12 protein-coding genes are annotated in these 24,868 nt (G+C 61.5%); 6 read left to right on the top strand and 6 right to left on the bottom strand.

The features are described 5' to 3' along the window. Nucleotides 1-5: 5 nt before the first annotated feature. From D0Y96_RS10750 to D0Y96_RS10735, 4 genes are all read right to left on the bottom strand, one after another. On the bottom strand, nt 6-1,571 hold the full coding sequence (locus D0Y96_RS10750; RefSeq protein ID WP_117299526.1) for a hypothetical protein: 1,566 nt from the start codon (nt 1,569-1,571) through the stop codon (nt 6-8). 29 nt (nt 1,572-1,600) lie between these two features. Beyond that, nucleotides 1,601-3,058 carry a PhoPQ-activated pathogenicity-related family protein gene (locus D0Y96_RS10745; protein WP_158562347.1) on the bottom strand — a complete coding sequence of 486 codons (1,458 nt, stop codon included), beginning with the start codon at nt 3,056-3,058 and terminating at the stop codon, nt 1,601-1,603. 66 nt (nt 3,059-3,124) lie between these two features. Beyond that, entirely contained in the window at nt 3,125-4,720 is a 1,596-nt protein-coding gene (locus tag D0Y96_RS10740) for a glycoside hydrolase family 28 protein (protein ID WP_158562346.1), read from the bottom strand. 78 nt (nt 4,721-4,798) lie between these two features. Further along, a complete protein-coding gene (locus tag D0Y96_RS10735; protein ID WP_252263706.1) occupies nt 4,799-8,239 on the bottom strand; it encodes an outer membrane beta-barrel protein in 3,441 nt (1,146 codons plus the stop codon). Between the two features lie 611 nt (nt 8,240-8,850). Here D0Y96_RS10735 and D0Y96_RS10730 point away from each other — a divergent pair. The 6 genes from D0Y96_RS10730 (at nt 8,851) to D0Y96_RS10705 (ending at nt 17,228) form a co-directional block, all read left to right on the top strand. Continuing rightward, a complete protein-coding gene (locus tag D0Y96_RS10730) occupies nt 8,851-9,987 on the top strand; it encodes a hypothetical protein (RefSeq protein ID WP_158562344.1) in 1,137 nt (378 codons plus the stop codon). A gap of 722 nt (nt 9,988-10,709) precedes the next feature. After that, nucleotides 10,710-13,124, top strand: coding sequence for a TonB-dependent receptor (locus D0Y96_RS10725; protein WP_117299512.1), 2,415 nt, complete (start codon nt 10,710-10,712; stop codon nt 13,122-13,124). 154 nt (nt 13,125-13,278) lie between these two features. After that, entirely contained in the window at nt 13,279-14,259 is a 981-nt protein-coding gene (locus D0Y96_RS10720; RefSeq protein ID WP_117299510.1) for a FecCD family ABC transporter permease, read from the top strand. Continuing rightward, complete coding sequence (locus tag D0Y96_RS10715; RefSeq protein WP_199480235.1) at nt 14,250-15,035, top strand: ABC transporter ATP-binding protein; 786 nt, start codon at nt 14,250-14,252, stop codon at nt 15,033-15,035. The genes D0Y96_RS10720 and D0Y96_RS10715 overlap by 10 nt, the downstream gene beginning before the upstream one ends. 43 nt (nt 15,036-15,078) lie before the next feature. Further along, on the top strand, nt 15,079-16,155 hold the full coding sequence (locus D0Y96_RS10710) for an ABC transporter substrate-binding protein (protein WP_158562343.1): 1,077 nt from the start codon (nt 15,079-15,081) through the stop codon (nt 16,153-16,155). Further along, nucleotides 16,152-17,228, top strand: a complete 1,077-nt coding sequence (locus tag D0Y96_RS10705) for an LLM class flavin-dependent oxidoreductase (protein ID WP_117299506.1) — start codon at nt 16,152-16,154, stop codon at nt 17,226-17,228. The genes D0Y96_RS10710 and D0Y96_RS10705 overlap by 4 nt, the downstream gene beginning before the upstream one ends. A gap of 344 nt (nt 17,229-17,572) precedes the next feature. On the opposite strand, the gene D0Y96_RS10700 is transcribed toward D0Y96_RS10705, so the two are convergent. Together D0Y96_RS10700 and D0Y96_RS10695 are read right to left on the bottom strand one after the other, a co-directional pair. Continuing rightward, on the bottom strand, nt 17,573-18,163 hold the full coding sequence (locus D0Y96_RS10700; RefSeq protein WP_147325013.1) for a hypothetical protein: 591 nt from the start codon (nt 18,161-18,163) through the stop codon (nt 17,573-17,575). Nucleotides 18,164-18,181: 18 nt separating this feature from the next. Beyond that, nucleotides 18,182-24,718, bottom strand: a complete 6,537-nt coding sequence (locus D0Y96_RS10695; protein WP_158562342.1) for an Ig-like domain repeat protein — start codon at nt 24,716-24,718, stop codon at nt 18,182-18,184. Nucleotides 24,719-24,868: the final 150 nt, after the last annotated feature.

Here is a 24,868-nt window from a genome sequence, read left to right as displayed (position 1 = left end):
GACAATCACAGGAGATGAAAGGCTCGCCCTGTCCAGTAAGGCAGCAGGAAGGTTGTGAATTCCTCCTCCCGCCGGCCGTCGCCCCAGCCATCGACGCAGAAGGGGCTGCTGTTCCAGCGCTGGATGGGCAGTTCGTCGGGTGGCAGGAGCCGGCTGGCCTGCGGAGTATGCCCGCGATAGAGCCCGCCGTTCATGCGGAGATCGTGCCGCGTCGAGTTCATCACGCTCCACCCGATCGTATCGAGCGGCATCCGCCCCAGCCTTGCGATGGCATCGTGCAGCGGGATGCGGCCGCGGCGCGTGATCTTCTGATAGAGGAAGCTCCACAGCGGATTTTCCTCGCGGCGCTCGTTCTGCCACCACTGGTCCAAAGCGGTCTGGTAGAGCGCGATCAGTGCGGGGTCGCTCTCATCGTGCATCAGCGGATAGATGGACAGCATGAAGAGCTCTTCGTCCGAACAGTTGATCTCCTCTCTGAGCTCGAGGTAGCGCGTGCCGAGCGCTGCATAGCCAAGCTCAAGGGCCGCGTGCTGATAGGCGGTGGCGAAGCGCCCGTCGCCGGTGATATGCGCGGCGGTCCTGAGAATGCTCAGCAGCTCTATCGCGTTCAGCGGCGCGTCGGGTCGCCCCTTCTCGGAACGGAAATACTCCGGTGACCATCTTCCCCAGGTCGTCGGCTGTCCGGATTCGCCAACGAGGTTGTAGCCATGGTCGAGGATGTTCGTCGCGATCGCACGCACGGTGGCCGCGATCCGCTGTCTGGATGCAGGGTCGGGCAGCAGGTCATAGGCGACTGAGTAGAGGAAGAAGTGCCCAACGATCTCGTCCGAGCTCGTGTCGCCCTTCCAGCGATAGCGCCCGTCTTTTGAATCGTGCCACTCCGGTCCGTCTGCTTCAGCGTCTCCTCTGCGCACAAACGAGCGCGCCGGATAGCCGGGAATGCCCGTGACCTGCGAGAGGAAGAGCACGGCGTCGAGCGAACGGTGCGCACGAGCGAGCGCAGCCGGCGAATGATCGGCCGCATAGTGGAAGCACTCGGCCGCCGCATACATCGAGGTCCAGAGCCCGTCGTTATCGGCCGGCGTGGTATGGCTGTGAGTGAGGTCGCCGGGCTTGTCGAGGATCGCGTCTGACACGAGACCGTAGCGGAAGTGCCGTGCACCCTGCATAGCCTCGAAAAGATCGGCCTTCGCTGCGAGAGTGATGGGACGGTAGTCGATGTAGGCCGCGCCGGCGCCCGTGCGTACCCACACGCCGCGGTTGCCATTAGGAAGAATCCCCAGCACATGGTTGTCCGGCAGGTAGCGTCTTCCGGCCAGATACTGCGTCGACTCGCTTTCGCCGGCACCTGCCTGATAGCGGACCAGCCCATCGTTTGTGCCTATCCACATCACATCGCCTGCCGTCGCTGCCGCCGTCATCTCTCCTTCCGGCAGCGTGAGCGGCGTGGAGCCGAGTGCCTTTGGAATGGCGGCGGAGCCCGGCGTATAGAAGGTCACCGTCTTGCGGGGAAACATCGGGCTGGCGCTCTGTGCGGATGTTGCCTGACCAGCGGCCAGCACCGCTGCCAATGCGAAGATTCCATATCTCCCCCTGTTTTTCACCGGCTCCTGTTCCCTTCTCCGTTTGCAGTTGCGGCAGGGTGTTCGGGCTCAAGGCGTGTCGCGCCACGGCGCGGAAGCACATAGGGCTCGACATCGGGCAGCACCTTGACGGCGGTAGTGAAGTGAAGCGGAAGCCTACTATCGCCGGGAAATTCGGCCTCGACATAGAAGGCGGACCAGCCTTTGGCCGGAACAGCGATGTGAGTGATGTACAGGCCTTTGCCCGAAGCCTTCAGCTCGGTTGCGTGGTAAGCTCGCCCGATCGATTCGAGGCGGAAGTCGCGGTGTTCTGAGTTCGTGGCCTGCCAGAGCGTGACCTTCGTGGGCGTACCTGTTGTCTCGACCCGGAGGGTTCCATCGTGGCTGAGGTGCCATCGCAGATCCGGTCGTTGAGTCTTGCGCAGCACGGAGAGATAGAAGGCGGTTAAATCCTCAAAGACGGTTGATCCGCGCAGCGAGTGATCGGTGTTGGGCTCATAAAGCAGATGCTTCTCACCCGGCAGCCGGCTGAAGTAGAACTGCGAGGAGTCGGGCAGAAAGAACTGGTCGCCCGATGCCAGAATCAACAGCTTGGGCATGGTGAAGCGCTCGCGATAGCTGTAGGGGTCCTCGATCTTCATCAGGCTGCGGTATTGCTTCGAGTGCAGCTGGTCCATCAGGCCTTCGTCCGCATAGTCCTTCACCGCGCGCGACCAGAAGCCGTAACTGCGGTAGTGGTGCTCGAAAGAAGGCACCACATGCAGCACGTCGATCACCATGGGAACGATGGCGATGACACGCGGGTCGACGGCGGCCGTGGTCCAGACCGTCCAGCCGCGCTTCGATGCGCCTGCCAGCACAAAGTGGTCAACGCTGTGGCCGCCGCCGGCGGAGCTGGCCAGAAAACCGGTCACCGTATCCATCGCGCGCACCGCAGCTTTGGTCATCGGCAGGCGCAGCGGCCAGGTGGAATCTCCGGTCTCGATATAGCGGCGCCATGTATATGCGATGATGGCATCTTCGTTGCGCGGCCCATGCGCGTCGCCCACAAACGTGAGTGGCTCGTTCGGCACATCGTGCAGCTCGGTCACAACCGAGCTTGTCTCAGTTGCGATATTTTCAAAGGCCGGGTTGGGCTCCGGATGTCTGCTGCGCGTCGAGCCGCCGGAGATAAAGAGCAGGCCGGTGGTGCCGGTGACCTTATCCGGAACGTAAATCTCCAGCCAGTGCACCCACTCCGGCTGCGTCACCTCATCCGCGTTGCGCCATGCCTGCGAGACCATACGAAGGTGAAATACCGTCTCATGCGGCAAATGCGTTGTCTCGACCAGTTCGTAGCGATAGTGCGAATCCGGCGCGTGGACATAGGTATCGAGCGCGGTGCGGCGCGCGGCGCATGCGCTGTATTCTGCGCCGAGCAGGCAGACAAAGACGAGGATGAGATTGCGGAACAGCCGCTTTCCTGCAATGAGCATAGGCCTCCAGTGGCGAAAGGCGCGTCGACGGCACATGTCCGTGGTGCGCGACAGAGTGCATGGAACTTAGAGAATCTCGACGGCTCCCGGCGGGAGATCGGCGTCGAGGGTGATCTGCGACTTCGTGTCGATACTGCCACCTGTGCGACAGAAGACGCCCGCTGTGGAATCTCCGCTGAAGTGCAGCATCGGCCCTTTGCGCCTGCCGAACGCAATGATCTCCAGAAAGGAGTTGCGCAAAGCATGCAGCCGCGCGACGCTGCCCTCGTGGGTGGACAGCAGCTCCAGGTAGAGGCCGTCAAGGTCATCGCCGGCAATCGCCGGTAGAGAGACGGCATCTTCCGCGAAGAAGCGTATGTGGCGAAACTCCGCCTCGGCGAGATGCCGCAGGTAGAGGCCGAACGCGGGGAGTGGCCCAAACATGTTCGGCTCAGGATAATGCGCAGGGTTTTCGGGAATCCCTGTGCTCTCTTCCTGCGCGGCGCTCGGCGCCATTCTGGTCTGGGTCATGCGCACGGTCATATCGGAGAAATGAATCCCGGTGACGGGCCGGCCCGGAAGCCCCGCGATGATGCTCGGAAACCGTGTGCCGCTGGCGATCACGTTACTGATGCGCACACCGCGCAGCAGCCCTGGGCCGCGGCCGAGTTGCCATGCATCGCGGTTGCCCAGCATGATCGCGAAGGGAGTCGCCACATCGCGCATCACGATGTTCGAGATGGCAATGTCTTCGAGGTTTCCGCCATCCACCGTATAGAGAGCGATGCCGGGGTTGCCGTGGCGAAGTCCCATGCCTCCCTCGAACGTGCAGTTCGAGACAGCGATGGCGCGGAAGTCTCCGCAGCTTTCCGTGCCGCACTTGAAGTGAATACTCGCGGTGCGCAGCATGCAGTCGGAGATCGCGATCTGCTCCGTAACGCCCTGCGCGGACGAGGGCCGGCTGGCCTTGAGGCAGATGGCATCGTCGACCGACTCGACCATGCAGCCGGAGACGCGCACTTCACGGCAACAGTCGAGATCGATGCCGTCGGCATAGCCGTTGAGAATGGTGACGCCTTCGATCACTGCGCGGCGGCAGCGGAAGAGGCTTACCGTGTAGTTCGGCGCGTTGCGAAAGGTGATGCCGCGGAGCGCGATCCCGCTCGAGTCCCGCAGAAAGACCGGCTTCGGTCCGCCACGGCGGCTGCGGTTGCCTTCGATCTCGCCTTCGCCGTACACGGCAATGTTGTGCACGCCGTCGCCCAGCAGCAGAGCGCGCGAGGTCTCATTACTCTCGGGTCTGTCTGCCGCGGAGGAAGCATCATCGGCTGCTGGAAAATCTTCGCGCGAGGCGCTCATCACCAGCGTGGCTCCGTTGTCGATCCACAACGAGACGCTGCTGCGCAGGCGGAGCGTCCCGCTGAGATATCGGCCGGCGGCGAGGTAGACGGTGCCGCCACCTTTTTCATGCGCGGCGTCGATGGCCGCCTGCAGCGCGGCAGTGTCGCTCGAAATACCGTCGGCGCGAGCGCCGAATGACCGCGCGTGGAAGAGCCCGACGTTCTCCGCCTGCGCCTCAGGGCGTGCGGCAATTGTTTCTCCGTTCAGGAAACGGTCCTGACCGATGGCTGATGCGGCGGAGAGCCCTGCGCCGCGTAGCCATTCTCTGCGGTTCCAGATCATGCGGCTGCTTTCTCTGTTCCGAAACATAAAAGGGGACAAGGCCGCCGGAGTCCGGTCGGCCTTGCCGAGGGTCGCCGGTCAGAAGCGAATGTGTCCGGAGACCTGCACGATGCGCTGCGTGTTGTACTGCGAGGTGATGAGACCGAAGGACGAGCTCGTCGGAGTAAGGTTGGGTGTGCCGAACGTGGGGTGATTCGGCAGGTTGAAGGCTTCGGCGCGAAATTCAAGCAGATAGCGTTCGGTGAACCTGAACTGCTTGGCCAGCGCCATGTCGAGGTTGTTGATGCCGTCCTGCCGCCATTTGGAGAATGTCGAGTGGAAGGTGCGGATGTTATTGCCGAGCTGCTGGCTCGATATCGTGTTGAACTGCGTGGTGTCGAATGCCGGCGTGGTTGTATCTCGCGGATTCAGCTTCAGCGAACCGCCGTAGTAGATAAGGTTGCCCCATTGGAGCGGCGACCCGGACTGCGCGGTATAGATCGCGCTGACCGCCCAGCCTCCCAGCGTGGAGTGCATCAGGTGGCTTGTGGCGCCCTGTCCTCCCAGCGTCGCATACGGCAGCGTGTATGTGCCCGCGATGACAAAATGATGCGGATAGTCAAAGGGTGAAATGCGCTTCTCGTAGTGCAGATCGGTTGCGTTCAGCAGCGAGTTCTGATCGATCGTGCGCGACCATGTGTAGTGCACAAAGCCGGAGAGCCCGCGAGACGAGCGATACGTCAGCGCTGCGTTGAGCGAGTTGTAGTTGCTCGTGCCGTTGCTCTTCTGCTGCATGTCCAGACCGGACGACACGGGATATTGCGGATACGGAGCCAGCAGCTGCGAGCGGCTGACCGTGGTGCCATTCAGGGTCGTTCCGGTGAGCAGCCCGGCGAAGGGGTTCGCCACACTGGACGAGAGAAGGCTGATCACCGTGTTGTTGCGCGTCTGCCCGGTCGCCAGATACTGCCTCGGGATCGCATTGATTTGTGTATCGGAGACCAGCAGCTTTACATACTGCGCTCCCATATAAGAGAGCTGAAGAGAAAGGTTCTTCGCGAGCTGCTGCTGGATCGTCAGCGCATAGCGCGACGAATAGGGGTTGTGAATGTTCTCGTTGAGGAAGGTCATCGCCTTGCCCTGGTAGGTCGAGGCCCCAAGAGTGTTTCCTGTAGGCTGAGTAAACCCGCTCGGGAATGGATCGCTCAGGTTCGCTGCAGAGGTGAGGTAGTTATTGTTCGTGGCTACATAGGTTGTGGATGCGCTGTAGCCGTCTGTGTTCAGATCTGCCTGGACCATGATCGGCGCGACAAAGATCGAGTACGCGCCGCTGACCACGGTCTTGCCGCGCAGATAGTCCGGAGTCCACGCAAACCCGACGCGCGGGCTGAAGATCTTCGATGGGGTGTTATATATCTGCGGCCGTGCGCTGTCCGCGAAGGTGACGCCTCCGGGAACGGCAAACTGACCGGCGGGAATCTGTGCGATCGGGTTCTTGTTGTAGGCGGTCTCGGCTTTGGCCGCAAGCGGCGTGACGATAGATGGATCGAAGCCGTTGATGGCGCGATCGTGGCGTTCGTAGAGCGGGAAGTCGTGATCGAAGCGCAGGCCGAGGTTCACCACCAGATTGCGCGCGACGCGCCAGTCGTCCTGCACGAAGAGCCCCAGGTAATTGTTATGCGTGGCGGTGAAGATATTTTTGTCATAGTCGCCGGAGCTGGGCAGACCGAGGAGCAGCGCAGCGAGATCCGGTCCCAGCGTAGCCGGGGTGGCGCTGCTGGACTGCTTGGTGAAGTTCGAGCTGAAGGCGAACTCGCCGTCCGGATAGTTATAGTTGATGGCCGAGTAGCGGTACTGACGCGTGTCCACTCCGATGGTCAGCGAGTGTCCGTGCCACAGTGTCGAGACGTCTCCGAAGAGCTGATAGCTCTCCGTCCACTGAGCCTGCGATTCGTGAGCCGGCGAGAACAGGCAGGCAAAGGTTGCCGACGTCGAGTTGCATCCGGTGAACTGGATCGACGGATACTGCTTCAGCGTGCTGGTCGAGCTCAGGTAGCCGGGGAAGCCGAGCTGCGTCGGGTCGTCACCATCCGTCGGCGTGTCGTCTGAGTTTTCGTAGCGGGTCCAGTTCGCGCGTACATCGGCTACCGTTGTTGGGTTGATGGTGTAGACGTTATCCACCGTCCCGCCGTAGTTCTCACGCGCCAGCGAGAAGCCCGTCGCGTCATTATGAAGGAAGTTGCTCGTCACCTGATTACGCAGGCTGTGCCGCATGTCGACGAACAGGCTGTCGCGCGAACCCAGGTTGACGTCGAGCCTGCCGAATTCGTTGTCGTAGAGGTCTTTGCTCGGAAACTTCGTGAAGTAATTCAGTGAGCCGTCCGCCGCGCCGGCAGTGTTCGGTTCCGGATAGAACGTCATCAGCTTGCTGGCGATCGGGTTGATGCTGGTGGTGGGAATGACGTTTCCGCTGAATGCGGTACGGGTGATGCTTCCGTTCGCATTCTGGACCGCAGTTGTCGGGTCGTAGATCACCGTCGCCGGATTGAGCCCCAGCAGGGCGGAAAAATCTCCCTTGCGCTCCGCATCCGTCGGAACCGTGAGGTACCCGGACGCCGGCTGCTGGTCGCGAATGCCTTCCCATCCGAAGAGGAAGAAGAGCTTGTTGTGGCCGTTGAATATCTTCGGCAGGATCACCGGACCGCTGATGCTCAGTCCATACTGGTTATAGTGGTCGTTCTCCTTCGGCGTGCCGGTGCGGTCCGAAAAGTAATCGTTCGAGGCCAGCACTGCGCTCTGGTTGTACTCATAGAGCGAGCCATGAAACTGGTTGCTGCCGCCTTTGGTGATCTGGTTCATGATGCCGCCGCCCGAGTGCCCATATCCCGCGTCGGTCTGGAAAACATGCGAGGTCACCGACTTCACGATGTCCTGCGGCGGGCTGTAGGCCAGCTTGAGCAGATTGTCGGTGTCAGGCGAGCCGTCCAGCAGCACCTCAGTACTTTCGTCGGGGGTACCTGCAATCGAAATCGACACCGCTCCGGCGTTATCAAAGGGGCGATACTGCCCCGGACCGTCCGTGCTGGCCACGCCCACGCCCAGCTGAGCGAGCATGATCGGCGTTCTGCCGTTCAGGGGAAGGTCTTCCACGTCTTTGGCCGTGATCGTCGAACCGATGACCGTTGTCGTCGTCTCAAGCAGCGGCGCGTCGGAGTTCACCACCACCTGCTGCGACACCGTGCCCGGATGTAACACGACTTTCACGGAAGGATGCGAGCCCACCTCGAGGGTGAGACCTCGCTGGAGGAAGCGCTCGAAGCCCGGCGACTCGACGGTAAGGTCATAGGTGTCCGGAATGAGGGAGCGCACCTCGAAGTCGCCGTCCTTATCTGTGATCGTGTTCGTTACTGTTCCGGTCGCAACGTCGCGCACCTCGACCGATGCATGGACCACGATCCTTCCCTGATTGTCCGTAACCGTGCCGATCATGGCGGCGCGGAACTCCTGTGCGTGCAAAGTAGCTGCCGACAGGAGCAACATCACACAAAGGCCTGCTTGCACTCTCCCGGACCATCGCAACCGGGTCTTACCTGTTAAGGCAGACAGATCCCATCGCATCATTCACACTCCTTTAAAAAACTGCTCTGTTCAGGTTCCGTTGCGCCCTGGAGAGATCCCTCCGGGCATCATCGCATCGTCAGACTTTGCCTTCGGAAGCCGTCTGCTGCGCGGCTCCCGCGCCCAGAGGGGAATGGGCGCCGGCATTCGTGATTTGACGGTAGCCATCCGCTGGCAGGCGAGAAACGTTTCAAACAGTTAGGCTGCGCAGCAGGAGTGACGAGGTGAAAACAGCCTCGGACGTCGGCAAACCTCGATTCAACGCTGGTATCGGGGCCTGTTTGGGAGCCTTTAACGTCGCTTACTGAGCCTGTAACCTGCCTCTGTCACAGAATATTCACTAAAATGCGGCCCATTTCGCCCCGGCTTCATCAAGCCTCAGTCATCCGGGCTTTAAAATCTGAGACAGTCGAGTCCAGCAGATATATTTGAGATCCTCGGTGGCCGCGCAGGTCTGCCGCCCATGAGGAAGTCTTCTGACGCTCGCCTTCACGGTAGCTGCAAAGCGACCAGGGATTGAAATGTCATCCGCAATGCAAGGTATGCACGAGATTCATCTGGATGGAGCGTCGATTCCAACGGATGTTCGCGCAGAGCTTGACTCGATTCTTGCCAGCGAGGAGTTCCGCGGCAGCCAGCGGTGCCAGGCTTTTCTCCGCCATATCGTCGAGGCCTTCTACGCCGGCACGGCCGATTCGCTGAAGGAGCGCACGCTCGGGATCGCGCTCTTCGGACGCAGCCCCGACTACGATACCGGTGCGGATGCGATCGTCCGCGTGACCGCGCTCGAAACCAGACGCCGTCTCGCTCGCTATCACCATGCCGCCCACCCGATGCGCCCGGTGGTCATTACGCTCACGCCCGGCACGTATGTTCCTTCGATCGACCAGCGCAGCGTGGAGCTGCCGCCTGCTGCGCAGCCGGCAGAGTTATCCAGGCCGGTCTGGCGAATGCCGCTCAGGCTCGTCTTTGCCGCCGTCGGTCTGTGCCTGGTGATGGCCGTCGCCCTCGCGGCCTGGGCCTTCGTGCATGCACGCAGCTCCGTCGTCGAGAGTTTCTGGAAGCCGGTGCGCTCGGCGAAGAAAACGATCCTCTGCACCTCGAAACCAAACGCCTATGCCATCAGCCCCCCATCGGCGGTGAGCGGAGACTCGAACCTCGCGCTGCGCGTGCAGGATATGCTCTCGCATATCGGGCAGCCGACACGCATGGCCATCACCTCCGATCTCTCGGAGAGCGATCTGCGCGAAGCGCCGGCCGTGCTGATCGGCAGCTCCGGAACAAATCTCTGGACGGCAAAACTCACGAACAGCTTCCGCTTTCGGTATGCGATAGTCGACGGCAGGCCGGTAATTCGCGACCAGCAGGACGCTACGCGATTCTGGGAGGTCTCGGAGAGGCCGGACGCGACGCATGCGGCCCTCGACTACGCGGTGATTACCCGTCTGGTGCATTCGCAATATGGCCCGGGAGTGATCGCCATCGCCGGTTCGAGCAGTCTCAGCACGCATACCAGCGGCCTCGCGCTGATGAGCCGCGATTCGCTCGCCGCCATGCTCAGGGACGCGCCAGACAACTGGCCGCAGAAAAACCTCCAGATCGTGATCTGCTACCGCCACACGCAGTCGCGGGATTTCGCGCCTGAGGTGCTGGCAGCCGTCTATTGGTAGAGCCGGTTGCATTCTCGATGAGCCTGTCTGAAACCGACCATCTGTTTGGCAGAGCTCCCGACAGGTCTTTCCAGCGCACAGGCACTGAATGACGCGAAATCCGTGTTGGATAACGCCTTCCACAGTCAACAGAGTGGGTGCAGCTTTGCAACCGATCCGGATGACTGCACATTGCATTTTCCTTTCGATTCCGTTATAAAGCGATTGGCTGGCATTATTTGCGAGCTGAGGGCTGTTTCTTCCCCGGTGAAGAAATGCTGGCCCTCTCGAAAAGCTCCTACCACCCGCTTGTAGGACGCCGCAATATCCTTCCAGGACGAAGAGCTTTTTCAGGCCGGGCGCGAAATTGCGTCTGCGCGAATGACTGACTTCTTCAGTCGAACCACTCGGGAGGGATTCTTATCTTGTCAGCGCACGAATCATCAATATTGCACCTGTTTCTGCCTTTGGCCTTCGCTCATTTCCCGGATAAAAGCAATGGTTGCTCGAATCGGCAAACATAACACCGGAAAGTGTCTCAAATCAGGTCTGCGCAGCAACTGCCGTTCCGTTTCTCGCGTGACCGTCGTCACAGGTGGACGCCGACTCCGGCAAATACTTTGGTTGTGGCGAACGAATCTGCAGCGAGAGAGCGGTGCAGCCCTCAGACACGGTCAGGACAAGCATTGGCCTCAAAACATTTCCAGTCAAAGCCAGACACAGCACGAAAGGTAAGATCACGTATGCATCTCCTGAGCGGTTCAGGTACCCTCTGTCGTGACAAAGCCACTCGCAGGCGGTTTCTCTCAGCGTCTGCACTGGGCATCTTTGTATGCATTCTTCTCGCGCTTCCCTCCTTTGCTTTTGCGCAGAGCGCCAGGGTAAGCGGGCTGGTCACCGATCCCAGCGGGGCGCCGGTTGCAGATACTTCAGTCAGGATCACCAATCTCGCAACCAAAGAGGTCTATAACGTCCGCACCGATACGGAGGGCAACTACCAGGTTCAGGGCCTGGCCGCCGGCGAGTATGACATCGATGTCCAGGTGAGCGGCTTCAAGGCCGTTCAGCTCCGCGGCATCGAGGTGGGCGCTTCCGCGGCCGTCACGCAGGACGTCAGGCTGGAGCTGGAAAACGCCAGCCAGTCGGTCAACGTAAGGGCGTTGCCGTCGGATCTGAAGACTCAGCCGGCGGCGCTGACAGGTTTGGTGGAGGGAGTGAAGAGCCAGGACATTGTCTTCACCGCCCGGGACATCGAAGCCTTACATCCGAATACGGTCCTCGATGTTTTGCAAACTGTGCCAGGCATGGAAGTGGATTATCAGGGACGGCAGTATCCCAACAGTGTGACCCTGCGCGGAGGCGCTGTTCTGGTAGTTATCGATGGCGTCTACCTCACACAGGTGGCCCGTCAGCTGGCCTTGTTTCCGGTTCAGTTGATCGAGTCGATGACCATCGTGCGCAATGCCACGGCGCTCTCAATTGGACCGCTCATGTCTTTTGAGGCGAGTGTCAGCTCCACCGGCTCTTCGAATGTCGGTATCCAGGGCTTCATCGTCATCAAGACCAGGCGCTCCTCCTCGCCGGAAGCGGGATTTGTTTCCAGCGGCGGCAACTGGGAGACCGCGATGGGGCATGCCTATACGGGTTCGAGGAGCGGCAACTGGGACTATCGCGTCGCCTACACTTATTACACCACCCAGGGAGCCCCGAGCGCATCGTGGACGATGGGAGCGCGCAACGGCACGATGACCTTCCATGGCGGCTATACCAGCGACAAGCTGAATGTCGAGTTTCTGTACCTCGGCAGCCGCGGTTATCGCGATGACGAATCTCCTATCTATGTAGCTCCGCACTGGACCGGCACGGCATACGACTGGTCGGTCGTAAATACGCCTGCGCCGGCGTCGGGCTACTTTAACCCCGATGACATGGACCTGTACAACCTGAACGTATCGCGGCCCTGGAATGCAAACAACCGCACGGTGCTGCAGTATGGGTTTTATAATTCGCATATTTTGTCGCCGACCCTGTCGTACGGTTCGCAGGACAATACCGAGGCGAATCTGGACCTGCAGCATACCTACTGTTTCAGCGGGAACTGCGTCACCGGAGGCGGACAGGCCATCAAATTCATTGCTCCGAATGGAATCGCGCCCAGAGCCAACGCCAAATCCAAAACCGGCGTTGCCGAGGATCGTGTCGACGATGCGTTATACAGCTGGTACGTGCAGGATGAATTCAAGGTGCCAGGCAAACGGCTGGATTTCGATGCCGGCATTCGCGGAGACAAGTTGCATCATGGCTGGCCACTGGGAGGAACTTCAAAGATCGACGTCTGGGTTCCAACGTTCTACACCTTCACTGCTGGAGCCATTTATCAGGCGACTGACAAACTGAGCCTCGGTACACGCTACGGCTTCGTACAATCTCAGCCCCCATCCGGCTATGTGACGGTTTCGGGCGCGCAGCTGGCTGCTCAGTCCCAGCAGCGTGCCGAGATCAGCGCCGACTACAAGATCAGCCGGCATCTCGAAATCAATCTTGCGCCCTATGGCTACAACACCTCCAATGCCTTCACCCAGGCCACAGGCTGCCCCGGTTTTCCTGCGGGTTCTTACGTCCTGAACAACGCCGCCGGCAATCCGATCGCCTATTGCGTCAACCCGGCAGGTAATATCTGGACGTACGGCATCGACTCCTCCGTATCCGGCATCGTCTATGGACCGCTCAAATACAATACCGGCTACGGCTACGTCGAGGAAAACAACACCGTCAATAACATTGGCATAACGCATCACTTCGTCCACGGACAGCTGGACTTCCGCAAAAAGATTTATTTTGCCGATTTCAACATGATCTACGTTGGGCCAAGGTGGTACACCACCCCTCTGACCGGCAACATGCCCGCGCTTCCTGGGTACTTTCCCTACTATCCGTTCAGTAACTACACCAATCTGAACGCCAACGCCGGAGCCAACTTTAAGTTATTCGGCAGGGCGATGACCTTTACGGCCTCTTCTTATAACATGGGCGACGGCCACTATATGACAAACACCAGCGCGGGCGGTGGATTCACCAATGATTTCGGCGCATTCCCTAACCCCGGCCGCAATTACACCTTTCAGCTTGCGACGCAGATCATTCCTCACGACCGGTGAACCGGAAGCAACTGTCGCGGCGGAGTATCCTGGGGGGCAATGGCCAGGCGTCACGACAGGTTTTTCCTGATTGCCAGTGGAGCGCACACACATGTCCTGTGAATCTCCGGTCGCATGCCGGCCCGTATCGCGTTCCCGCGATGGAGCCCTGGCGATGAAGCTTGTACTCCTCGCGCTCTTTCTTGTTGCCGTCATCCTGGCTTCCATCGTGCTGGGACGCTACAGCATCTCTCTCGATGCGTGGCGTCACTTTCTTTTGCATCCTGGGAATAGCGACGTCGCAGCGCAGGTGCTGCTCCGGGTGCGCCTTCCGCGCATTCTCGGCGGACTGCTGATCGGAGCAGGTTTGTCGGTCTCGGGAGGCGCCTACCAGGGTCTCTTTCGCAATCCGCTGATCTCGCCCGATATCCTTGGCGCCTCGGCCGGCGCGGGCATCGGTGCGGCAATCGCCATCCTGCTGGGCTGCGGCGCTCCGGCGATCCAGGCGATCTCTTTTCTTGGCGGCCTGGCGGCCGTGGGCGCAACCTGTTTTGTGGCCGGCCGGGTCCGGCTCGGCAACGATCCGGTGCTGGCCATGGTGCTTTCGGGAGTCATGATGGCATCCATCTGCGAGGCGCTGATTTCGCTCACCAAGACCGTCGCCGATCCCGAGGACAAGCTGCCCGCAATCACGTTTTGGCTGATGGGCAGCCTGAGCTCGATCAACGCCACCAGTCTGGTCTGGCTCCTGATCCTGATTCCGCTGGGCATCGTCGTGCTGATGGTCATGCGCTGGAAGCTGAATGTTCTCTCCATGGGTGAAGAAGAGGCCGCATCGCTCGGCGTGGATACGCGGAAGGCGCGCTGGTTGATCGTTCTCAGCGCGACCATGCTGACAACGGCCGCCGTGTCCGTATCGGGAATGATCGGCTGGGTAGGCCTGGTGATACCCCATCTGGCGCGCATGATTGTCGGTCCCAACTACAAGGTGCTGCTGCCGGCCTCGATCCTGCTGGGCGGCAGCTATATGCTGCTGGTGGACGACCTCTCCCGCAGCGCCATGGCAAGCGAGATTCCGCTGGGCATCCTGACCCATCTGATCGGCGCTCCTTTCTTCCTTTATCTGCTGATCCGCACGAGACAGGGATGGGCCTGATGTTACGCGTCGACTCGGTTGCGTGCAGTTACGGCGCGAAGGAAGTGGTGAAGGGCGTTTCTTTCACCCTTCAGGCCGGAGATGTAATGTGTCTGCTCGGAGCAAACGGCTCCGGCAAGACGACTCTCTTTCGCGCGATTCTGCGCTTTCTTCCTCTGACACGGGGAGAAGTCTGTATGGATGGAGAAGCGATCGCGCACTGGTCGCGGCGCAGGCTGGCGCGCACGATCGCCTACGTGCCGCAGGCGCATACTCCGCCCTTTGCCTTCAGCGTGCGCGATGTGGTGCTGATGGCACGCACAGCCCACATGAACAGTTTGGGCGCTGCCAGGCGCCACGATCACGAGATGGTGGATCATGCGCTGGACTCTCTGGGGATCATGGGGCTGGCGGAGAAAGAGTACACCCAGCTCAGCGGCGGCGAGCGGCAGATGGTGCTTGTGGCGCGCGCGCTGGCTCAGGAAGCGAAGCTGCTCGTGATGGACGAGCCGGCCTCGAGTCTCGACTTCGGGAATCAGATCCGCATGCTGACGGAGGTGAAGCGGCTTTCGGAGCGCGGTGTCTCGGTGTTGATTACTACTCATTCGCCAAATCACGCATTTCTTTGCGCATCGCACGTCGCAGTCATGAAAGCCGGCCGTCTGCTGGCCTGTGGCGTACCCGATTCGGTGCTGACCAGCAGTTGTCTGGAAGAGGCCTATGGAGTTCCTCTGGACATCATCGACATTGGGAATGGCAGCCGTACCTGTGTGCCGCGAACGGCGAAGCATACGTAAGGAAGTATCCGGAGGACGAGCAGGAATGGAGGCATTTTCCAGGATGAGCATAAAAAATATTGCGTTGCCAGGCCCTGCACTGATTCTTCCGGTGTTGGTTCTTGCGCTTCTCGCGGCCGTCTGCTCCGCTTCCAGCGGTGACACCAATAAGACCGGAACAGACGGAACGGTCACGATCACCGACATGCTCGGCCGTAAGGTGACAATGCCGAAGACGATCCACCGTGTCCTTGCTCTGCACCCAATTCCGACTGGACTGCTCGCGATCCTGGCGCCGCAGGACCAGGTGAGCATCGACTCGTATTTCCAGCGCTCGCTGAAAACCCACGACCTGTATACGGACGACGAGTACAAACGGCTCAGCAATCTGCCGGTGACCGGCGTCTACTTCACGGGCATCAGCGCCGAGCAGATCATCGAGCTGCACCCGGATGTCGTGATCACGATGGTCAACGACAAAAACATCGACAGGGAGCAACAGCAGACCGGCATTCCATTCTTCGCCGTTTCCAAAGCGCCCACATCCAGCTACGAGACCACCATTCGCCTGGTCGGGCAGATCGTCGGCCAGCAGAAGAGGGCCGGCGAGATGGCCGGCTTCTGGGCAGAGACCGTCCAGTCGGTCGAGAACACGACCGCGAAAACCACCCGCCATCCGACGGTTCTCTATACCGGGAAGAACGGTCACACAACCAGTGTGCCCGGCAGGAACACTGTCTTCGGATCGACTATAGACACCGCCGGCGGACAAAGCGTCGGAGATGAGCTGCCGTCGGCATTTGCCTCGAATGAGAGCAACCCCGTCAGCATGGAGCAGGTCGTGAAGTGGAATCCCGACATCATCATCGCCTCCGGAGCCGCGAGCAGGAACACGATCATGACTGACCCGCAGTGGCACGCGCTCAAAGCTGTGCAGACCGGGCATGTATATGCTCCGCGGGCCTTCGCCGGTCTCGACGGCCTTCAGGCTGTGCTTGGCATGGTCTGGACTCAGGGCGTCCTGATCGAGGGAGATGATGCCGCTGCCGAGGCTCGCCTTACCTCACTGATGCAGAGCTACTACCAGTTGTTCTACGGCCACACACTCACCGCCTCACAGATCGGGGAGCCAGCGCGATGACGATCCCTTCGACAACCACGACTTCGACGATGCGCTTCGGCCTCTCCGGTTCGCTCGGCGGGCTTGAGGCACACAACCACGCCGCCATACCGGAACGCGCGCGGGAAATAGAACGGCTCGGCTTCGCGGGAATGTGGTTCAACGAGGAGCACTTCGGCCGGACGGATGCCTCGCATCAGCGGCATATCCTTTCGCCGATCGTGCTCGCGATGGCCGTCGCTGCTGCGACGACGCAACTGCGCGTGGGCTTTTCCGTGCTGCTCGTCCCGCTGCATCACCCGCTGCGCCTTGCCGAGGAGATCGCGACTCTTGATGTGCTTTCCGGCGGCCGGGTCGACCTCGGCGTGTCCCGCGCAAACAACGGGCGGTACGGCGTCGCATTCGGCTACGACAGGCAGACCGGGCCCGACCTCGAACGCTGCCTGGACACGATGATCGGGTACTGGGCGGGCAAGCCACTCACCATCGACGATATCGACTACACCGTGTCTCCGGCACCCATCCAGCAGCCGCATCCCCCGATCTACGTCGGCGCGTACAGCGAGTCAACGATCGAGTGGGCGGCCCGCTGCGGCTATCCGACGATCCAGCATGGCATCCAGTCTGCAGCCTCATTGCACCGCTGCCTGACCAGCTACGCCGGACACGGCGGCGATCTCTCCCAAGTACCCGTCGGGCGGTTCTGCTACGTCGGAGAATCCGACGCCCAGGCCCGCAAAGATATCTGGCCGATCGTCGTCCGCCAGGCCGAGCGGCTGCATGGTATCGGCATCTGGCGCCGTGGCGATCAGGTCATGACCGAAGCCGATCTCGATCCGGAGCGCTTCTACCACGAAACCGCCATCATCGGCGGACCGGACACCGTCGCTGCTCGCATCGCCCATCTGCGCGACACTTACGGCATCCGCTATGTCAATCTGCTCTCCTCTTTCTTCGGGCTGATGCCCGAACAACTGCTCCGATCCTCCCTCGAACTGTTCGCGCGCGAGGTCATGCCCCGCTTTGTCTCCACCGGAGCAGGCCTGCAGTCAGCGACCGGCCAGGCCGCCCCCGCCACACCTGATCTCCGGTGAGAGCCTGCGAACTACGGGAGCCGCCACGATCCCGCGCATGCTGGTTCTTCATGAGGAACTGAAGTGAATGCCTGTACTCGCGGTGAGCGGAGCGATTCGTTTCATGTGTCCGCTTCCCGCGAATGACGTGTGACGCCGAATCGGGCCAAAAGACTACGAACAGATCATGCTGGTGATCCCTGCATGATTTGCACGGGTATGCGTCTCATGCTAAAAAATGGACCCCTGTCACCCTGTCCATGCACTGTCTCCTCGTCATCCCTGTCGATAATCTGACGGACAGAGGACTCAATCGACTGCGAGAAATTCACTGTCGGATACGCAATAAGCCATATCGGCCGATGCTATCTGAGCCGAAAGACGATCCCCGCGCCAAAGCGGACGTTATTCTGCACGTTTGTCGTTGAGTTGGGCAGCTGCGTACGCAGCCAGTTCACCTCGAATGCGCGCAGAGCCACGCGCCGCGAGAGCGCCACGTTCATGCCGCCGCCGGCCTCCAGCGCCATGCTGTCCGCGCTGTCTGCAGCCCCGTTCGGCGACGGAAACAGCCCATGAAAGCCGTTCGCTTCGCCTATCAGGAATTGTCCGAACAGGTTATATCTCTTCTTCGGCAGCTCCCAGGTGTAGCGCGGCCCGAACGTCGCCGTTACGATGTCCAGACCCACGCCCGAAGAGTTGATATCGCTCGTGTGCATTCCGCCGACGTCGGCCACCGCGCTCAGGCCGCGATAGAACTGCCCCGCCACCTCCACGCTCCCGTTCTGCATCCAGAAGCTCTTGCCCGCGATCACATTCGCCAGCATCGCTCCATAGGTCACCGACACTTCCAGCGTGCCGCTTCCTGGCGCATACTTCGGCGCGGTCTGCGCCGTCAGCGTCATGGCCGTCATTGTCATGGCTCCCATCAGAAGCACGCTTCCAAATAGTCTGCGCATCAGCGCTCTCCTCATGGCTTATTGCACGTTGAGCATCACGGTGGCGGAGTGCTGCAGGCTTCCCGCCGTGGCCGTAACGGTAATGGAGTAATTCTGTTCTGCCTGTGCGAAGAAGCCCGTCGATCCGCAGCCGCTCAGCGAAAGCGTAGTTGCCGCCGCACCGGCCACGAGCACCGCCACGCAGAGGAATCGCTTCAGCGCCCGTCTTCGTCTGCGCAGCCCGCCAAGGCCCAGTAGCCCCAGAGCCGCCAGCGCCACGCCGCCGCCTTGCATTGGCCGCGAGCCCGGCCGCACCGGAGGACGATCCAGTGCCGTCGTCCGAGCCGTCTGGATGGTAACCGTCACCGTCTGAGGACCGCCGCTGGCCGGAATCGACGATGGCGAAAACGTCGCGGTCGCCCCAGGGGGCAGGCCACTGATCTGGAAGTTCACTGTTCCCGCATAGCTGCCGTAATCCGGAGTTACCGTCACCTGATACGTAATCTCGCTGCCCGGAACCACCGTCTTGCTCGATGGACCCGCGACCGTCATCGTAAAGTCCAGCGAAGCCACCGTCACCGTGGCGCTCGCGGTCGAGCTGCTGGCCGTGAAGTTGCTGTCTCCCGAGTAAGCCGCCGTGATGGTATGGATCACTCCCGGTGCCAGTGTTGCCGTCGAATAACTCGCTGCGCCGCCGCTCAGGCTGACCGTACTCAGAAGAGCAGTTCCATCGTAGAAGCTCACCGTCCCGCCGGGGGTGCCCGTGGTCTTTGAGCTTACTGTCGCTGTCAGCGTTTCGCTCTGACCCGGCGTGATCGTTGCGCTGCTCACGCCCAGGTTCGTCACCGTCCCCGCCTGCGTCACCGTCAGCGTGCCATCCACGATCGACTGTGTGTAGTCGCTGAGGTTCGCGCCGGTCACCGACGGCACGATCGCATAGTCGCCCACCGGCGACGACAGCGCCGCCGCCGTCGTAAAGCTCTCCACGAACGTATCCCCGTTCTGCTCACCCGTCACCGCCCCTGTGAACGGGGGATTTGCCACTCCATATACCCTGGTTGCGTTGTTAGCCGAGATCGTGAGCGCAGCTCCGGTCACCGTGAAGCCAATCTGAATCTGTGCCGCGGCATTGTAGTTTCCATCGCCGCTGTAGTTCACCATGACCGTGTGGCCGCTCACCGCTTCCGCTGCCGGAATCGTCAGCACGGCCTTACCTCCGCTGATCGACGCTGTCTGCGCCGTTCCTCCGTCGATCGCGTAACTCACGCTCCCGGACGGCTGCGCGACTCCCGCGCCCGTGTACTGCCCGCTCACCGTGACCGAGATCGTTCCCCCAGCGCCATATACAAAACCCGGTCCCGTTGCCGGACCCTGCAGCGTTGATGATGCCTTGCTCACCACCAGTGCTGCTGTGGCGCTCGTCAACGCGCTCGCGAGGAAGTTATTGTCGCCAAGGTACTGCGCTTTGTACGGGTGGCTGCCCACCGTGGCCACGCTCACCGTGTAGCTTGCCGAAGCCGTGGCCACGTTGCTCGTCGGCATCAATGCCGTCGCGCCGTCGTAGAACTGGACCATGCCGGTTGGCGTCGAGCCAGCCACCGTGCCCGGCGAGATCGATGAAGTAATCGTCACAGGCTGGCCGTACACCGGCGCCGAAGGTGACGGAGTTACCGTCAACGCGGTCGCATCCTGCGTGTTCGTCAATGTGAAGCTCGCCGACGTGGCTCCGCTCTCGCTCGCCGTCACCGTGTAGGCCGTCGTGCTGGCCTTGCCGTTGGCCGTCGCAGTCACGCTCGTCGTGCCGTCCGTGACCGTCGCCGCCGCCGCGCTCAATAACGCGCTGGCGCCGCTGGACGGCGCCGCAAATGCGACCGCCGCGCCGGACACCGGATTCCCGTACTGGTCTTCCACTTTCACTTTGAGCGGCAGCGCGAACGCTGCACCGATCACCGCGTTCTGGTTTGAGCCCGACACCACGCCGACGCTGGCCACCGAGGACGCCGAGACCGTCTCGCTCGCCGTGGCCGCCGCGACCGACGGACTGCCGGCGATCGACGCCGTGTAGCTGTAGCTGCCCGCCGCCGTCAGCGCTGCGCCGGACAGGTTGAAGATCGCTGTGCCGTTTACCGCCGTTTCCGTGTAGCTCTTCGAGTAACTGCCGGGACCGGTCACCGTCAGCGTGATCGTGCCGGAAGCCGTGGTCACCGTCGCGCCGCTCGCGCCCTCTTCCTGTACGGTCACGGATGTCCCCGCGTTGCCCCCCGCCGTCAGCGTCGCCACCGGCACCGTGCTGAAGGCCAGTTGCGTCACCGCGGAGTTCACGTTGAACGTATCGCTCTTCACCGTCAGCGTGCCGCCCGACGAGGCGGTCAGCGTGTCGTCTGTTCCGGGCGCGCTTACGTTCAGGTTCGCAAACGTCGCCGTTCCCGCCGGGTCCGTTGCCTGCGACAGAGTTCCGCCCAGACTGCCCGGCCCGCTGAGCGTCAGATTCACCGCGGCTCCCGGAATGCCGTTGCCGTGATCCAGCACAGTGACCGTGACCGCAGGCGTCATCACCGCACTCTGCACTACTGCTGAAGGCTGCTGTACAAAAGCGATCGAGTATTGCGTCTGCACCGCGCCCACGTCGTAGCATGAACCGGTAGAGCGGCTGTAGCCGCGCTGATCCGTGGTATCGGCGGTTACCGCGCCGCCGCAGATGGCCGGCGACCCGGGCAACGGAATCATGGTCTCAGTCGGACCGCCGTAGTTGCCCGGCGGAGCCAGATCGACCGCCCCTCCCACGATATTGCCATTGCTTCCATTCGTGGGGCAGGCACTGGAACCGCCTGCGCTGCAATCACCACCGGTGTTGCCGGAGAAGATGGAATTTACGGCCACGAGCGTTCCATAGTTAAAGATTCCGCCCGCCTCGCCAGCTCCCGCCGAATTTCCACTCAGAGTGCTGTTCGTGATCGTGACGATCGTCCCCGCATTGAGGAACATGGCCCCGCCCGCATACCCTCCCAGGACAGTATTCCCGGTAAAGGTGCTGGAATCGATGGTGACTGCTCCAGCTCCCACACTGATGGCTCCGCCCGGTGCCGACGAGTTGCCGGAGAAGGTGCTGCCGGCAACGGTCAGCGTGCCCAGCGTATAGACAGCGCCCCCGCCATTCCCCGAGCCGGCGCCGCCAGCCGCATAGTTGCCGGAGAAGGTGCAGTCGCTTACCGCAAGGGAGCCAAGGTTACTGATGGCGCCCCCCTGCGAGTCGACATGGCCATTCGCGATCGTCAGGTTGCTGATGCCCGCTCCGGTCACGCCCGAGTTGACTGCGAAGATCGAGAAGTTGCTGGACGAGCCGCCGCCCGAGATGGTGACCAGGTTCGCGAGCGTCGCGCCGCTGCCCGAGGTCGCACCGGTGATGGTCGTGTTCGATGGAATGTTCAGTGTGCCGTTCGTCAGCGTGATGGTATTCGCGGCGGCAGTGTTGCCGGCGGCGAAGACCGTTGGGGAGAAGGTGATCTGCCCGCCCACCGTGGCCGAGGCCGCCAGCGCGTCGCGCAGAGAGCAATCTGAGCCACCCGGCGTACAGTTCGAAGCTGTTCCGGTTGCGTCATCCGTCGCAGTGGTCACCACAAATCCTGGCGGGGGAAGGACAGTCAGCGTGAAGCTCTGGGTGGCGGTCGGATTTACGCCATTGCTGGCCATGACGGTCAGCGGGTACGTGTTTGCCGATCCTGCCGCCGGTGTTCCCGCCAGGGTCGCGGTCCCATTGGCGTTGCTGGTGAAGGTCACTCCGCCCGGCAACGCTCCGCTCTCACTCAGAACCGCAGTGGGATAGCCGGTGGCGGCGATAGTGAACGCCCCCGGTACACCCGTCGTGAAGGTCGTGCTGACGGGACTCGTGATGGCCGGCGCCTGGCCCACCGTCAGCGTGAAGCTCTGCGCAGCATTCGGGCCGATGCCGTTGCTGGCCGTGATGGTGATTGCATAGATGCCGCCCGCCCCGGCCGCCGGCATCCCCGACAGCGTCGCCGTGCCATTGCCGTTGTCGATGAACGTGACGCCGCTCGGCAACGCACCGCTCTCGCTCAGACTGGCTCTGGGATTGGCAGAAGTGGTCACCGTGAACGATCCGGGCGTGCCCACAGCGAAGGTCGTGTTGTTCGCGCTCGTGATGGCCGAGGCCTGATCCACGCTCAGCATGAAGCTCTGCGTCCCGTTGGGACTGATGCCGTTATTGGCGGTAATAGTAATCGGATAATTGCCGCCGGTGCCAGCCGCCGGCATTCCCGACAGCGTCGCCGTCCCATTGCCGTTGTCGATGAACGTGACGCCGCTCGGCAGCGCGCCGCTCTCGATCAGACTGGCCCTGGGATTGCCGGTCGCGGTCACCACAAACGCCCCAGGCGTACCGGCCGTGAAGGTCGTGGTACCGGCGCTGGTGATCGTCGGCGACTGATCCACCGTCAGCGTGAAGCTCTGCACAGCATTCGAGCCTATGCCGTTGCTGGCCGTGATGATGATCCCATAGATGCCGCCTGTACCCGCCGCCGGTGTGCCGGACAACACGCCGCTCGATGTGAGCGTGATACCACTGGGCAATGCCCCGCTCTCGCTGAAGGTGGGCGCGGGAGAGCCGCTCGCAGTCACCGTGAAGGAGCCTGCCGTGCCCACAGTAAACGTATTGCCGGCGGCGCTGGTAATGGCTGGCGCCTGACCCAGGGTAATCGCACCCGACGTGCCCCTGATCGAAGCGTTGCTCGTATCGGTGGCCATAATCGTCTGGCTGCCGGCCGTATTGAATGTGACCGTGAAGGTGCCTTCGCCGTTGGTCAGGGTGCTGTTGGCAGGCAAACTGGCGGCGCCGTCGGTGCTTGTGAAATGAACCGTGCCGGAATAGCCGCTCGCGAAATTCCCGTAGGCGTCGTATGCGAATACGGTAATGCTGAAAGGCGTGCCGACAGTGGCCGACGACGGAGCCGACACCCCAAGGCGGGTGACCGTGCCCGCGTCGACGGTGATGACGGCCGAACCCGTCACCGTCGCGGTGGACGTATCCGTGGCTGTAACCGTCTGGCTGCCCGTCGTCACCAGGGTCACGCCATTCGTAAAGGTGTGCTGGCCGTTGTCTCCGGATGTGAAGGTGTAATCTGCCGGCACGGTGACACCGCTGCCCGTGTCCGAGCTGGTGAAGTGAACCGTGCCCCGGTACGCCGCATCGAGGTTCCCTACGGAGTCGTAAGCCCTCACGGTGATCGAGCTCGCAGTTCCGGCAATGACCGGGCTCGAGCCCGTGACAGTAAAGGAAGAGGCCTTATCCGTGCCCGTTCCCGTGCCGCTCAGGTTGATGGTTTGCGTGGCGTACGGTGAGGTCTGATTGCCGCTGTTGTCGGTGAGCACCAGAGTTGAGCTGGAGTAGCTGCCTGTCGCCTCTGGCGCAAAAGCCACCGGCAGCGTGCAGGAGGCGCCGGAATTCAGGACACCTGCTGTCGAGGAGGCTGAAGTCACCAGCGGGCACTCGTTGCCGCTTCCGCTGGCCAGCGTAAAGCCGGTCGAGATGTTGGGATTATTTCCCGAGCCGGGAATCTCGAACTCCAGCGCTGCATTGCCGATGTTGTTCACCGTCACCGTTTGCGTGCTGCTGGTCGAACCCACATTGGTGCTGGCGAAGCTCAGGCTGGGCGGGTCGGCGTAGTCTTCCTTATATACAGCGCCGGCGGTTGGAACTCCGCTGTTTGCGCTGGTGATCGCTGCAACATAGAGATTGCCGCTCTCATCGAGCACCAGAGCCTCGGGAGAATAGAGGTTGGAAATAAGCGTGGATTGGGTATAACTGCCACCGGACAGCGTTTCCTTGTAGACGGCTGCACCGCTGCCGGAGATCATGTTGTCATCGGTAACGTAGAGATTTCCGCTGGGTTCCACCACCACGGATTCAGGCGTGATGAAGTTGGTTGCAATAGTGCTCTGCGTATAGCTGCCGCCTGAGAGCGTCTCCTTATACAGGGCCCCCGACGATTCAAAGCCCGTCCAGACTGTGATGTAGAGATTTCCGCTGCTGTCCAGGGCTACGCCGGATACGTCCAGCCCGCTCGCAATTGTGCTCTGCGTGTAGCTGCCGCCTGAGAGCGTCTCCTTATAGAGACCGCCGGTCGTGGCCGGCGTGCAGGAAGGGCACCCGAAATCGGCGATATAAAGGTTTCCGCTGCTGTCTATCGCTACGCCATCGGCATCCTTGAAACCGCTGGCGATTGTCGTTTGCGTGTAGCTGCCGCCCGAGAGCGTCTCCTTATACACCGCGCTGACGCTGCCGCCGTCGTCTCCATAGTCGGTGACATAAACATTCCCGCTGCTGTCGACCGCTACCCCCCACGCATCCGTGAATCCGGATGCTATGACGGTCCGGGTGTAGGTACCGCCCGAGAGTGTCTCCTTATAGAGGTAGCTGGGAGGGGCGTAACCATCGGAATCGGTGATGTACAGGTTCCCGCTGCTGTCGACCGCTACCCCTTCCGGATCGAAAAAGCCGGTCGCTGCCGTGCTCTGCGTCCCCGGCAGGAAGGTCACGCGTGGGGCGGGGGTCTGCGCCATCGCAGGCTGCAAACAGCAGGCCAGAACCAGCAACAGGGCTGCGGCCGCCGGCCATCGATACGCCCGGTCGGAACGCGAGTTGCTGTTCCGGTTTGCGCGGAAAGAAAGAACTGCGCTCAGAGACAACGCAGGCAGGCTAAGGCAGCGGCG

Origin of the sequence: Paracidobacterium acidisoli (assembly GCF_003428625.2) — a bacterium.
GTDB lineage: Bacteria > Acidobacteriota > Terriglobia > Terriglobales > Acidobacteriaceae > Paracidobacterium > Paracidobacterium acidisoli.
The sequence above is the reverse complement of the archived record's forward strand: the minus strand, read 5'-3'. Positions and strand labels throughout refer to the sequence as shown.

What these genes read in the sequence shown, in the direction of transcription:
- D0Y96_RS10715 (WP_199480235.1), top strand. Translation starts at nt 14,250, where the DNA reads ATGGGCCTGATGTTACGCGTCGACTCGGTTGCGTGCAGTTACGGCGCG.
- D0Y96_RS10700 (WP_147325013.1), bottom strand. Translation starts at nt 18,163, where the DNA reads ATGCGCAGACTATTTGGAAGCGTGCTTCTGATGGGAGCCATGACAATG.
- D0Y96_RS10695 (WP_158562342.1), bottom strand. Translation starts at nt 24,718, where the DNA reads ATGGCGCAGACCCCCGCCCCACGCGTGACCTTCCTGCCGGGGACGCAG.
- D0Y96_RS10725 (WP_117299512.1), top strand. Translation starts at nt 10,710, where the DNA reads ATGCATCTCCTGAGCGGTTCAGGTACCCTCTGTCGTGACAAAGCCACT.
- D0Y96_RS10705 (WP_117299506.1), top strand. Translation starts at nt 16,152, where the DNA reads ATGACGATCCCTTCGACAACCACGACTTCGACGATGCGCTTCGGCCTC.
- D0Y96_RS10735 (WP_252263706.1), bottom strand. Translation starts at nt 8,239, where the DNA reads ATGTTGCTCCTGTCGGCAGCTACTTTGCACGCACAGGAGTTCCGCGCC.
- D0Y96_RS10740 (WP_158562346.1), bottom strand. Translation starts at nt 4,720, where the DNA reads ATGATCTGGAACCGCAGAGAATGGCTACGCGGCGCAGGGCTCTCCGCC.
- D0Y96_RS10730 (WP_158562344.1), top strand. Translation starts at nt 8,851, where the DNA reads ATGCAAGGTATGCACGAGATTCATCTGGATGGAGCGTCGATTCCAACG.
- D0Y96_RS10720 (WP_117299510.1), top strand. Translation starts at nt 13,279, where the DNA reads ATGAAGCTTGTACTCCTCGCGCTCTTTCTTGTTGCCGTCATCCTGGCT.
- D0Y96_RS10745 (WP_158562347.1), bottom strand. Translation starts at nt 3,058, where the DNA reads ATGCTCATTGCAGGAAAGCGGCTGTTCCGCAATCTCATCCTCGTCTTT.
- D0Y96_RS10710 (WP_158562343.1), top strand. Translation starts at nt 15,079, where the DNA reads ATGAGCATAAAAAATATTGCGTTGCCAGGCCCTGCACTGATTCTTCCG.